The organism is Escherichia sp. WS1451 (assembly GCF_046487365.1).
In the GTDB taxonomy this organism is placed as follows: domain Bacteria; phylum Pseudomonadota; class Gammaproteobacteria; order Enterobacterales; family Enterobacteriaceae; genus Escherichia; species Escherichia coli.
This window is the reverse complement of sequence record NZ_JBJQJP010000001.1, coordinates 79394-92138: the sequence shown is the minus strand read 5'-3', so window position 1 is coordinate 92138 and position 12745 is coordinate 79394. Positions and strand designations below refer to the sequence as shown.

Below are 12745 nucleotides of genomic sequence, written 5' to 3'. Positions count from 1 at the left end.
ATTACCCGATTCTACAAAATCAGCAGAAAGTTACAACACTTGCTTAGGGCAATAATTTCCTGTGAGGTGATAACCCTTTCAAGCAATATTCAAACGTAACTATCCTTTAATTTTCGGATCCAGCGCATCGCGTAAACCATCGCCCAACAAATTGAACGCCAGCACGGTCAGAAAAATAGCCAGGGCCGGAAAAACAGCGACATGCGGCGCGATAACCATATCCGCTCGTGCCTCATTGAGCATTGCTCCCCACTCTGGTGTCGGCGGCTGCGCACCGAGGCCGAGAAATGACAGGCTGGCGGCAGAGATAATCGAGGTACCAATGCGCATGGTGAAAAACACCACGATAGAAGAGACGGTCCCAGGCAGGATATGACGCAATAAAATGGTCATATCGCTGGCACCAATACTGCGTGCTGACTCAATAAAGGTTTGCTGTTTCAACACCAGCGTGTTGCCGCGCACCAGTCGGGCAAACGCGGGGATGGAAAAAATGGCGACTGCGATAATCACGTTAGCAATGCCGCTTCCCAACACCGCAACAACAGCGATCGCCAGTAAAATACCCGGGAAGGCAAACAGCACATCGCAAATGCGCATGATCAGCCGATCCCACCAGCCTTCATAATATCCAGCCAGCAAGCCCAGCAACGTCCCGATCGCCGCACCGATAAACACGGCAAACACGCCCGCCGCCAGCGAGATTTGCGCACCAACCAGGACACGGCTGAAAATGTCGCGTCCCAGTGAATCGACGCCAAACCAGTGCTGCAAAGAAGGTCCGTTATTCAGATTGTCATAATCGAAAAAATTTTCGGCGTCATAGGGAGCGATCCAGCGTGCAAAAATGGCCACCACAATCAATAAAATAACGAACAATGCGGCGGTCATCGCCATATGCTGACGGCGAAATCGTCGCCAGAATTCATGCCACGGTGTACGTACCTGGTCAGGTTTGACCAGTGGCATGACGTTTAACACCGCCTGACGTCGCCAGTTAAATAGTCGCATCCTTACTTGTACCTGATAGCCGGGTTAATGGCGGCGTAAAGCACATCCACCACTAAGTTGATAAGAATAAATTCCAGCGAGAAAAGCAGAATTTCCGCCTGAATCACCGGGTAATCGCGCATTTCTACGGAGTCAACGAGTAAGCGTCCAAGTCCGGGCCAGTTGAAAACTTTCTCCACCACGATGGAACCACCGAGCAAAAAGCCAAACTGTAAGCCCATCATGGTCACTACCGGGATCATCGCGTTGCGTAGCCCGTGTTTGAGGACAACCCAGGTTTCGCTCACCCCTTTCGCCCTCGCGGTACGCATATAATCTTCGCTTAAAACGTCGACAAACGACGCGCGGGTAAAGCGCGCCATCACGGCTGCCACTGCCGCGCCGAGCGTCAGGGAGGGTAAAATGTAGTGCTGCCAACTGTCTGCTCCCACGGTAGGCAGCCAGCCCAGTTCAACGGAGAACACCTGAATTAAAAGCATCCCCAGAGCAAATGCCGGAAACGAGATCCCCGACACCGCAATGGTCATACTCAATCGATCCGGCCAACGATTACGCCAGACGGCGGCGATAATTCCCGCCGCCATACCAAATATCACTGCCCAGACCATACTGGTTATGGTCAGCCACAGCGTTGGCATAAAGCGGCTGGCAATCTCATCGGCAACCGGACGACGCGACACCATCGACAGGCCAAAATCCCCCTGCACAGCATTGCTGATATAGTGCCAGAACTGGTGATACAGCGGCTGATCCAACCCCAGCTGCTGACGCACCAGTTCTATAACCTGCGCATCAGCTTCGGGCCCGGCAATCAATCGCGCCGGATCGCCGGGCAGCATATGGACAAATAAAAACACCAGCACCGAGACGATAAACAGCGTCGGAATCAACCCCAGCAAGCGTTTGATAACGTAATTAAGCATTCCACTCCCTGCGTTGCTTATTGCAAATCCGCGTCTTCAAAGCTGAAGCCGGTGTCTGGCATGATCCAAAAACCGGTCAGGTTTTTACTGTGTGCCGACACCAGTTTTTCTACCACCAGCGGGATCCACGGCGACTCTTGCCAGATGATATCCTGCGCCGCCTTATATAAACGGATCTTTTCCGCCGGATCATTAGTTTTCAGTGCCTGAGCCAGGAAGTCATCCACCTGTTTATTGCTGTAAAACGCGGTATTAAACAGCGTCGGTGGCCAGTTTTGCGAGGCAAACAGCGGCGATAGTGCCCAGTCAGCTTCGCCGGTTGAAGCCGACCAGCCAGTGTAGAACATCCGCACGCCGCTCTCTTTTTGCCCTTTACCTTCGACTTCTGCCGCCCGCTGTCCGGCATCCATCGCAGTCACCTGGGCTTTAATCCCGACCTGCGCTAACTGCTGCTGGGTAAATTGCAGCACTTTCTGCGCAGTGCTGTGGTTATGTGACGACCACAGCGTGGTACTGAAACCGTTGGGATATCCCGCCTCTTTCAGTAATTCGCGCGCTTTCGCCGGATCGTAAGGCCACGGTTTATAACTTTGCGCGTAGGCGATACTCGGCGGTACCACACCAGTAGCTGGCGTTGCATAACCCGCGAAGGCCACTTTCACCAGCGCCGGGCGGTTAATGGCGTAATTCAGCGCCTCACGGACCTTCGGGTTATCGAACGGCTTTTGCGTCACGTTCATACTGATATAACGCTGCATAATTGACGGACTGGCCATCAACTCGATATTTTTGTTTTTCTCCAGCAATGCGGCCTGCTCGTAAGGAATGGGGAAAGCAAACTGCGCTTCACCGGTTTGTAGCATGGCCGCGCGGGTGTTGTTATCCGCCACCGGACGCCAGGTTATGCTGTCCAGTTTGGGCAATCCTGGCTGCCAGTAACCCGCGAATTTTTTCACCTTCACAAAATCGGTCTGATTCCAGGTATCCAGTTCATACGGCCCGGTTCCCACCGGATGAAAACCAATCTCCTTGCCATATTTTTCCAGCGCTGCCGGTGAAATCATCGCGGTCGCCGGATGGGCAAGAATATTAATAAACGCTGAGAACGGCTGTTTGAGGGTAATCTTTACCGTTGTCGGATCGATCGCTTCCGTTTTGGCAATATTCTTATACAGGTTGTAGCGTTTAAGATGATTCGCCGGATCGCTGGCCCGGTCCAGATTCGCTTTTACCGCCGCTGCGTTGAAATCGGTGCCATCCTGGAATTTAATGCCTTCCCGCAATTTCACGGTGTAAGTAAGGCCGTCATCGGAAACGGTGTAACTCTCCGCCAGCACGTTTTTCAGTTTCATCTCTTTATCGAGACCGAACAGCCCCTGGTAAAACGATTTCGCTACGGCCTGAGATAACGTGTCATTCGCGTCATATGGATCGAGCGTGGTGAAGTTCGATCCTACCGCCACCACCACATCTTTGGCAGCGAATGCACAAGATGCCATCAACGCTGTCGCAATGCCCAGCGCCACTAACCCACTACGGTGTACAGCTCTTGCCATTTTATTCTCCGCCTGAATGTTATCTACGCATGAATGCGTATTCTGATTGTGGTTGTGCGACGTAATGCCCCGGCCCGACGCATTGCAACGAGACGGCTACAACCTCTTCACCACGCAGATGAATATTGCTGGGAAGATCGTCCGACAGCAGTACACGCTGCGGTCGTTGTCGGGACGGTTCAGCGACCGGAACTGCCGCCAGTAATTTACGCGTATAAGGATGCTGCGGGTTTTCGAAGACCGCGCGCCGTGGACCAATTTCAACAATTTGTCCGAGATACATCACCGCCACACGATGACTAATCCGCTCTACCACGGCCATATCGTGGGAGATAAACAGATACGCAATGCCGAAATCACGCTGGAGATCGAGCAACAAGTTGATAATCTGCCCGCGAATAGAAACATCCAGCGCCGAGACGGCTTCGTCGGCAATGATCACTTTTGGATTCAATGCCAACGCGCGAGCAATGCAGATGCGCTGGCGCTGACCGCCGGAAAACTCATGCGGGTAACGCCAGGCATGTTCCGGTAACAGGCCTACGCGCTCCAGCAACCACGCAACGCGTGCAGCCGCTTCTTTACCTGGCAATAAACCGTGTACGCGCAGCGGTTCGATAATCGAATCACCGATGGTCTGACGTGGGTCCAGCGAAGCGTAAGGGTCCTGAAAAATAAACTGAATATCGCGGCGCAATGCCTGAAGTTTACCGGATGACAAGGTATCGATTCGCTGACCGTTAAAGATAATTTCGCCGCCCTGCGATTCGACCAGGCGCAGCAACGCCCGCCCGGTAGTGGATTTACCGCTGCCAGACTCGCCCACCAGCGATAGCGTTTCGCCAGGCCAGAGATCAAAACTCACTTTCTCAACGGCATGCACTTCCCGCGTTACGCGATTCAACAAACCGCTGCGCAAAGGGAAACGGGTGACCAGATTACGCACCCGTAAAACAGGTTCGCCATCCACCACCGTTTTCTGCTCGATGGGTGGTTCCTGTTTCGCTGGATGTTCAAGCGATATCAATGGGAAACGTCGGGGATAATCTAACCCTTTCATCGCACCAAGTTGCGGAACAGCAGCTAACAGCGCACGGGTATAAGGATGTTGCGGTGCATGAAAAATCTGTTCGACGCTACCCGTTTCCACCGCCTCGCCCTGATACATCACCAGAACCCGATCGGCAATCTCTGCCACCACGCCCATATCGTGCGTGATAAAGATAACGCCCATCGACATCTCTTTTTGCAATACTTTGATTAATTGCAGGATCTGCGCCTGAATAGTGACATCCAGCGCGGTGGTTGGCTCATCGGCAATCAGCACCGCCGGGCGGCATGACAGCGCCATCGCAATCATCACTCGCTGGCGCATCCCGCCAGAGAGTTGATGCGGATAACGTGAAAGAATGGTTTGTGCCTCCGGAATGCGTACCTGATCCAGCATCCGCTTCGCCTCGACCATTGCTTCTTCACGACTGGCGTTTTGATGCAGACGAATAGATTCAGCAATCTGTTCACCCACAGTAAATACCGGGTTCAGCGATGTCATCGGTTCCTGAAATATCATCGCCATATCCGCACCGCGCACATGGCGCATTTGTGCAGCGCTCTGCTCGCTAAGTTCAATCACTTCGCGACTGCGCCGCCGCAACAGCATTTTATCGCACTGTACTAAACCGCCCGCCTGTTCCAACAGACGCATCAATGCCAGCGCAGTCACTGACTTACCGGAGCCGGATTCGCCAACAATTGCCAGCGTCTCACCGCGTTGCAGGCTAAAAGAGAGATTGCGGACCGCAGCTATTTTCTGCTGGTCCTGCATAAAGGCAATATTCAGATTTTCAACCGCCAGCACATCACCGGCATCAAGTTCATCACTGTGTGGCAACGGTGTCCCCTTTTTCACGGTAGATACCGGTGGTTGGCGTATCGCCTGCGTAGCCCCAGGCGCGATACATTCCTTCGGTGTTAAACGGTAGCGCGACATTCCCTTCATGGTCGATAGCGATTAAGCCACCGCTACCGCCAAGCGCAGGGAGTTTTTCCATTACTACCCGCTCGCAGGCTTCCGCGAGACTTAATCCGCCGTAATCCATTAACGCGGCGATGTCATATGCCGCCAGCGCGCGGATGAAGACTTCGCCCGTGCCGGTACAAGAAACTGCCACACTGGCGTTATTGGCGTAGCATCCGGCACCCACTAAGGGACTATCGCCAACTCGTCCGGGTAATTTATTGGTCATTCCGCCCGTGGACGTGGCTGCCGCCAGATTGCCGTCTAAATCCAACGCCACGGCCCCCACGGTGCCCATTTTCTGTTTTTCATCCAGTGGCGCACCGCTATGGTCGAGGACTGTTGCCCCTTCCTCGCGCGCTGCCAGTAGTTGTTCATAACGCAAAGGCGTGGAGAAAATCTCCGGCGAGACGCGCTCCATGCCATGAGCAAATGCAAAATTTTCTGCCCCTTCGCCAATCATCATCACATGCGGGCTTTGCTCCATCACCAGCCGGGCGGCAAGAACCGGATTACGCAGATGACTAACGCCCGCCACCGCACCGGCTTTCAGGGTGTTACCATCCATCACACAGGCGTCCAGTTCATGGGTTTCATCACGCGTAAAGACAGCGCCAATTCCGGCGTTAAACAGTGGACACTCTTCCAGCAGACGCACCGCTTCCGTCACCACATCCAGCGCACTTTCGCCCGCTACCAGCATTTTCTGCCCGGTTTCAACAATGGCAGACAACGCCTCGATGTAGCGTAATTCCTGTTGCAGACTCATCTGCGCGCGGCTAATTGCACCTGCGCCACCATGAATTGCAATGACTGCTTTGCCCATAGTATTCGTCCATTAAGGGTGGCTCGCCACTTTTGCTATAAATATCAGAATTTTTATGAATTACTCATTCAATTTTTGAATATAGAAAGATGGATATGGCATGTAAAGGCAGGACCCAGCGCTACGCCCGAGGTGGCATACAGTCTGTGGCGTTTTTCTGACATAATAGGCAAATTCGATTTTGCCTCCGCAGGAGTGTTTTCATGGAATTTACCACCGGATTGATGTCGCTCGACACCGCGCTTAATGAGATGCTTTCTCGCGTTACCCCACTGACCGCCCAGGAAACGCTGCCACTGGTTCAGTGTTTTGGTCGTATTCTGGCGAGCGATGTCGTTTCGCCACTGGATGTCCCGGGGTTTGATAACTCCGCTATGGACGGCTACGCGGTGCGTTTAGCCGATATTGCCTCCGGGCAACCGCTGCCCGTTGCCGGTAAATCCTTTGCCGGTCAGCCGTACCATGGTGAATGGCCTGCGGGTACCTGCATTCGTATTATGACCGGTGCGCCGGTGCCGGAAGGCTGCGAAGCGGTGGTGATGCAGGAGCAGACTGAACAAACGGACAATGGCGTGCGTTTTACTGCTGAAGTGCGTAGCGGGCAAAATATTCGCCGTCGCGGTGAAGATATCTCTGCAGGTGCGGTTGTTTTCCCGGCGGGGACTCGCCTGACTACCGCTGAACTGCCAGTGATTGCTTCGCTAGGGATTGCCGAAGTTCCGGTGATCCGTAAAGTGCGTGTAGCGCTTTTTTCTACCGGTGATGAACTCCAGTTGCCCGGTCAGCCGCTGGGCGATGGCCAAATCTACGATACCAACCGTCTCGCCGTACACCTGATGTTAGAACAGCTGGGTTGCGAGGTAATTAACTTAGGGATTATCCGCGACGATCCCCATGCCCTGCGCGCCGCATTTATTGAAGCCGACAGCCAGGCGGATGTGGTGATCAGTTCCGGCGGTGTTTCAGTGGGTGAAGCGGATTACACCAAAACGATTCTTGAAGAGCTGGGGGAGATCGCCTTCTGGAAGCTGGCGATTAAACCAGGTAAACCGTTCGCGTTCGGTAAACTCAGCAATAGCTGGTTCTGCGGCCTGCCGGGCAACCCGGTTTCAGCAACGCTGACCTTCTATCAACTGGTACAGCCTTTGCTGGCAAAACTAAGCGGCAATACCGCCAGCGGCCTGCCCGCGCGCCAGCGTGTGCGCACGGCATCGCCTCTGAAGAAATCGCCAGGACGCCTTGATTTCCAGCGCGGCGTGCTGCAACGCAACGCCGATGGCGAACTGGAAGTGACGACCACCGGACATCAGGGTTCACATATATTTAGCTCCTTTAGCCTCGGCAACTGCTTTATCGTGCTGGAACGCGATCGCGGCAATGTGGAAGTGGGCGAATGGGTGGAAGTAGAACCGTTTAACGCGTTGTTCGGAGGCCTGTAATGGCGGAACTCAGCGATCAGGAGATGCTGCGCTACAACCGGCAAATCATTCTGCGCGGTTTTGATTTTGACGGTCAGGAAGCATTGAAAGATTCCCGCGTGCTGGTCGTCGGCCTTGGTGGACTCGGCTGCGCAGCTTCGCAGTATCTGGCAAGCGCCGGTGTCGGCAACCTGACGCTGCTCGACTTCGACACGGTTTCGCTCTCCAATCTGCAACGCCAGACGCTGCACAGTGATGCCACGGTCGGGCAACCGAAGGTGGAATCCGCCCGTGACGCCCTGACGCGGATCAACCCACATATCGCGATTACGCCAGTCAATGCGCTGCTTGATGACGCTGAACTTGCTGCGATGATTGCAAAACACGATCTGGTGCTCGACTGTACGGATAACGTTGCAGTACGTAATCAACTGAACGCAGGCTGTTTTGCCGCGAAGGTGCCGCTGGTTTCCGGCGCGGCAATTCGTATGGAAGGGCAAATCACGGTCTTCACTTATCAGGACGGCGAACCGTGCTATCGCTGCCTTAGCCGTTTGTTTGGCGAGAACGCGTTAACCTGCGTAGAAGCAGGCGTGATGGCACCGTTAATCGGCGTAATTGGTTCGTTGCAGGCAATGGAAGCAATCAAACTGCTGGCAGGTTATGGCAAACCAGCCAGCGGGAAAATCGTGATGTACGATGCGATGACCTGTCAGTTTCGCGAAATGAAACTGATGCGCAATCCGGGGTGTGAGGTGTGCGGGCAGTAACTGCCACCTCCAGGCCAGATAAGACGCGGCACTCCGCCACGTCATCAGCAATTTATGAGGATGCAGAACGTCCGGTTAAATCGACGTTCTGCCAAACGCTCCCTGCCAGTCCTGCTCAAACTTCGCCACAGCGGCATCAACCGCCGGATAGCTAATCATCTGTTGTGCCACATCCAGTGGCAGAGTAATTGATTCACACCCTGCCAGTAAGCAGTCCAGCGCCTGACGCGGGGTTTTGAAACTCGCGGCTAACACTTTCGCCTGCGGCGCATGCATTTTCAATAACTGGTGTAAGTCGGTCACAGTCTGAATACCGCTACCGCCCTGAGCATCAATACGATTAACGTAAGGCGCAACATATTCCGCACCTGCCAGCGCCGACAGTAGCCCTTGTGCTGAGCCATATACCGCGGTTCCCAGCGTCGGAATCCCTTCCGCTTTTAACATCTTAATCGCTGCCAGCCCCTCGGCGGTCACCGGAACTTTCACCACGATATCCGCAATAATAGAACGCAGCTTAAGCGCGTCATTCACCATCCCTTCGGCAGTGGTAGCCATTACCTGGGCAAACAGACGCCCCTGACCGCCCATCGCCTCGTGAAGTTGCGGAAGCACAACCTCCAGCGGTTTTTTACCCGCGGCGATAATGCTTGGGTTAGTGGTCACACCCGCCAGCGGAAAAATACGTGACAACGCTTTCACCGCAACAACGTCTGAAGTATCCAGATACAGTTCCATAACCATCCTCAAAATGTACTTTTTGTCTGAATGTAGACTATCACGGGAAAACTCTCTGAACAGTTGACGCACATCAATCTAACTTTCATTCGAAAGTATTTTAATGTTTGAACGAAAAAGAGAGGCAACTATGATTTTCAATATTCAGCGCTACTCGACCCATGATGGCCCCGGTATCCGCACGGTCGTATTTCTTAAAGGCTGTTCGCTGGGCTGCCGCTGGTGTCAGAACCCGGAAAGCCGCGCCCGCACGCAGGATCTGTTGTATGACGCACGACTGTGTCTGGAAGGCTGCGAGCTGTGCGCTAAGGCCGCGCCGGACGTGATTGAGCGCGCGCTGAATGGTTTGCTTATTCATCGGGAAAAGTTAACCCCGGAGCATTTTACGGCGCTAACCGACTGCTGCCCGACACAGGCGTTAACCGTGTGTGGTGAAGTGAAAAGCGTTGAGGAGATCATGGCGACCGTTCTGCGCGATAAACCGTTTTACGATCGCAGCGGCGGCGGCTTAACACTTTCTGGCGGTGAACCGTTTATGCAGCCGGAAATGGCGACGGCGCTACTGCAAGCCAGCCACGAGGCCGGCATTCATACTGCGGTAGAAACCTGTCTGCATGTGCCGTGGAAATATATCTCCCCTTCTCTGCCCTATATCGATCTGTTTCTTGCCGATTTAAAACACGTCGCCGACGCGCCGTTTAAACAGTGGACCGACGGTAACGCCGCCAGGGTGCTGGATAATCTGAAAAAACTCGCTGCGGCGGGGAAAAAAATCATCATCCGCGTACCGCTGATTCAGGGCTTTAATGCCGACGAAACCGCTGTAAAAGCCATTACCGATTTTGCCGCCGACGAGCTGCACGTTGGCGAAATCCATTTCCTGCCCTACCACACGCTGGGCATCAACAAATATCACTTACTTAATCTGCCCTATGACGCCCCGGAAAAACCGCTTGATGCGCCAGAACTGCTCGACTTTGCCCAGCAGTATGCCTGCCAGAAAGGGTTAACCGCGACCTTACGAGGATAACAACCATGACCACACTGAAACTGGACACGCTCAGCGACCGCATTAAAGCGCACAAAAATGCGCTGGTGCATATTGTGAAACCACCAGTCTGTACCGAGCGCGCGCAGCACTATACCGGGATGTATCAACAACATCTCGACAAGCCCATTCCGGTACGTCGCGCGCTGGCACTGGCGCATCACCTGGCGAATCGCACCATCTGGATCAAGCACGATGAGTTGATCATTGGCAACCAGGCAAGCGAAGTTCGCGCCGCGCCGATCTTCCCGGAATATACCGTCTCCTGGATCGAAAAAGAGATTGATGATCTGGCGGATCGTCCGGGGGCTGGTTTTGCGGTGAGCGAAGAGAACAAACGCATTCTGCATGAAGTGTGTCCGTGGTGGCGCGGTCAGACGGTACAGGATCGCTGCTACGGCATGTTTACCGATGAGCAAAAAGGTCTGCTGGCGACCGGAATCATTAAAGCGGAAGGCAATATGACCTCCGGCGATGCGCACCTGGCGGTGAATTTCCCGCTACTGCTGGAAAAAGGTCTTGATGGTCTGCGCGAGAAAGTAGCGGAACGTCGCTCGCGCATCAACCTGACGGTGCTGGAAGATTTGCACGGCGAGCAGTTCCTGAAAGCGATTGATATCGTGCTGGTGGCAGTCAGTGAACACATTGAGCGTTTCGCTGCCCTGGCGCGTGAAATGGCAGCCACTGAAACCCGCGAAAGCCGTCGCGATGAACTGCTGGCGATAGCAGAAAACTGCGATCTTATCGCCCACCAGCCGCCGCAGACTTTCTGGCAGGCGCTGCAACTGTGTTACTTCATCCAGTTGATATTGCAGATCGAATCTAACGGCCACTCAGTATCGTTTGGTCGTATGGACCAGTATCTCTATCCATACTATCGCCGTGACGTTGAACTGAACCAGACACTGGATCGCGAACACGCCATCGAGATGCTGCATAGCTGCTGGTTGAAATTGCTGGAAGTGAACAAAATCCGCTCCGGCTCACACTCAAAAGCCTCTGCGGGAAGTCCGCTGTATCAGAACGTCACCATTGGCGGGCAAAATCTGGTTGATGGTCAACCGATGGACGCGGTAAATCCACTCTCTTATGCGATCCTCGAATCTTGCGGTCGCCTGCGTTCGACTCAGCCTAACCTCAGCGTGCGTTACCATGCGGGTATGAGTAACGATTTCCTCGACGCCTGTGTTCAGGTGATCCGCTGCGGCTTCGGGATGCCGGCGTTCAACAACGACGAAATCGTCATCCCGGAATTTATTAAACTCGGTATTGAACCGCAGGACGCTTACGACTACGCAGCGATTGGTTGTATCGAAACCGCCGTCGGTGGCAAATGGGGCTATCGCTGTACCGGCATGAGCTTTATCAACTTCGCCCGCGTGATGCTGGCGGCGCTGGAAGGCGGTCGTGATGCCACCAGCGGCAAAGTGTTCCTGCCACAAGAAAAAGCGTTGTCAGCGGGTAACTTCAACAACTTCGATGAAGTAATGGACGCGTGGGATACGCAAATCCGTTACTACACGCGTAAATCAATCGAAATCGAATATGTCGTCGACACCATGCTGGAAGAGAACGTACACGATATTCTCTGCTCGGCGCTGGTAGATGACTGTATTGAGCGAGCGAAAAGTATCAAGCAAGGCGGCGCGAAATATGACTGGGTTTCTGGCCTGCAGGTCGGCATTGCTAACCTCGGCAACAGCCTGGCGGCAGTGAAGAAACTGGTATTTGAACAGGGCGCGATTGGTCAGCAACAGCTGGCTGCCGCACTGGCGGATGACTTCGACGGCCTGACTCACGAGCAGCTGCGTCAGCGGCTGATTAACGGTGCGCCTAAGTACGGCAACGACGATGATACTGTCGATACGCTGCTGGCTCGCGCTTATCAGACCTATATCGACGAACTGAAGCAGTATCATAATCCGCGCTACGGTCGTGGTCCGGTTGGCGGCAACTATTACGCGGGTACGTCGTCTATCTCCGCTAACGTACCGTTTGGCGCGCAAACTATGGCAACGCCGGACGGGCGTAAAGCCCACACCCCGCTGGCAGAAGGCGCAAGCCCGGCTTCCGGTACTGATCATCTTGGCCCTACTGCGGTCATTGGCTCGGTGGGTAAACTGCCTACGGCAGCGATTCTCGGCGGCGTGTTGCTCAACCAGAAACTGAATCCGGCAACGCTGGAGAACGAATCTGACAAGCAGAAACTGATGATCCTGCTACGTACCTTCTTTGAGGTGCATAAAGGCTGGCATATTCAGTACAACATCGTTTCCCGCGAAACGCTGCTGGAAGCGAAAAAACATCCGGATCAGTACCGCGATCTGGTGGTGCGCGTAGCGGGTTATTCCGCCTTCTTCACCGCGCTCTCTCCAGACGCACAGGACGATATCATCGCCCGTACCGAACACATGCTGTAATCCCCTCAGCCCGGCGGC

The 12745-nt window shown here is 54.1% G+C and carries 10 protein-coding genes; 4 read left to right on the top strand and 6 right to left on the bottom strand.

What is annotated here, in order from left to right; translation table 11 throughout:
- Positions 1–99 precede the first annotated feature (99 nt).
- From gsiD to iaaA, 5 genes are read right to left on the bottom strand one after another with little or no spacing between them, the layout of a single operon-like run.
- The gene (gene gsiD, locus ACJHX7_RS00465) at positions 100–1011 is read right to left on the bottom strand and encodes a glutathione ABC transporter permease GsiD (RefSeq protein WP_094030291.1); all 912 of its coding nucleotides are present in this window, start codon (positions 1009–1011) and stop codon (positions 100–102) included.
- Between the two features lie 2 nt (positions 1012–1013).
- On the bottom strand, positions 1014–1934 hold the full coding sequence (gene gsiC / locus ACJHX7_RS00460) for a glutathione ABC transporter permease GsiC (protein WP_000936043.1): 921 nt from the start codon (positions 1932–1934) through the stop codon (positions 1014–1016).
- Positions 1935–1951: 17 nt separating this feature from the next.
- The gene (gene gsiB / locus ACJHX7_RS00455) at positions 1952–3490 is read right to left on the bottom strand and encodes a glutathione ABC transporter substrate-binding protein GsiB (protein ID WP_094030292.1); all 1539 of its coding nucleotides are present in this window, start codon (positions 3488–3490) and stop codon (positions 1952–1954) included.
- A 19-nt stretch (positions 3491–3509) separates the two neighbouring features.
- A complete protein-coding gene (gsiA, locus tag ACJHX7_RS00450) occupies positions 3510–5381 on the bottom strand; it encodes a glutathione ABC transporter ATP-binding protein GsiA (protein ID WP_015674614.1) in 1872 nt (623 codons plus the stop codon).
- The gene (gene iaaA / locus ACJHX7_RS00445; protein WP_000513801.1) at positions 5368–6333 is read right to left on the bottom strand and encodes a beta-aspartyl-peptidase; all 966 of its coding nucleotides are present in this window, start codon (positions 6331–6333) and stop codon (positions 5368–5370) included. Before iaaA ends, gsiA begins: the two co-directional genes overlap by 14 nt.
- 203 nt (positions 6334–6536) lie before the next feature.
- Between iaaA and moeA the strand changes: the two genes are divergently transcribed.
- Together moeA and moeB are read left to right on the top strand one after the other, a co-directional pair.
- Positions 6537–7772 (top strand): molybdopterin molybdotransferase MoeA, encoded by a 1236-nt coding sequence (moeA, locus tag ACJHX7_RS00440; RefSeq protein ID WP_000397358.1) that lies wholly within the window; start codon positions 6537–6539, stop codon positions 7770–7772.
- Positions 7772–8521, top strand: a complete 750-nt coding sequence (moeB, locus tag ACJHX7_RS00435) for a molybdopterin-synthase adenylyltransferase MoeB (RefSeq protein WP_000829255.1) — start codon at positions 7772–7774, stop codon at positions 8519–8521. Before moeA ends, moeB begins: the two co-directional genes overlap by 1 nt.
- 75 nt (positions 8522–8596) lie before the next feature.
- Here moeB and fsa read toward each other — a convergent pair whose 3' ends face one another.
- The gene (fsa, locus tag ACJHX7_RS00430; RefSeq protein ID WP_032171006.1) at positions 8597–9259 is read right to left on the bottom strand and encodes a fructose-6-phosphate aldolase; all 663 of its coding nucleotides are present in this window, start codon (positions 9257–9259) and stop codon (positions 8597–8599) included.
- Between the two features lie 130 nt (positions 9260–9389).
- Between fsa and ACJHX7_RS00425 the strand changes: the two genes are divergently transcribed.
- Together ACJHX7_RS00425 and ACJHX7_RS00420 are read left to right on the top strand one after the other, a co-directional pair.
- The gene (locus tag ACJHX7_RS00425) at positions 9390–10289 is read left to right on the top strand and encodes a glycyl-radical enzyme activating protein (protein WP_094030293.1); all 900 of its coding nucleotides are present in this window, start codon (positions 9390–9392) and stop codon (positions 10287–10289) included.
- Between the two features lie 5 nt (positions 10290–10294).
- Positions 10295–12727, top strand: a complete 2433-nt coding sequence (locus ACJHX7_RS00420) for a glycyl radical protein (protein WP_032171004.1) — start codon at positions 10295–10297, stop codon at positions 12725–12727.
- Positions 12728–12745: the final 18 nt, after the last annotated feature.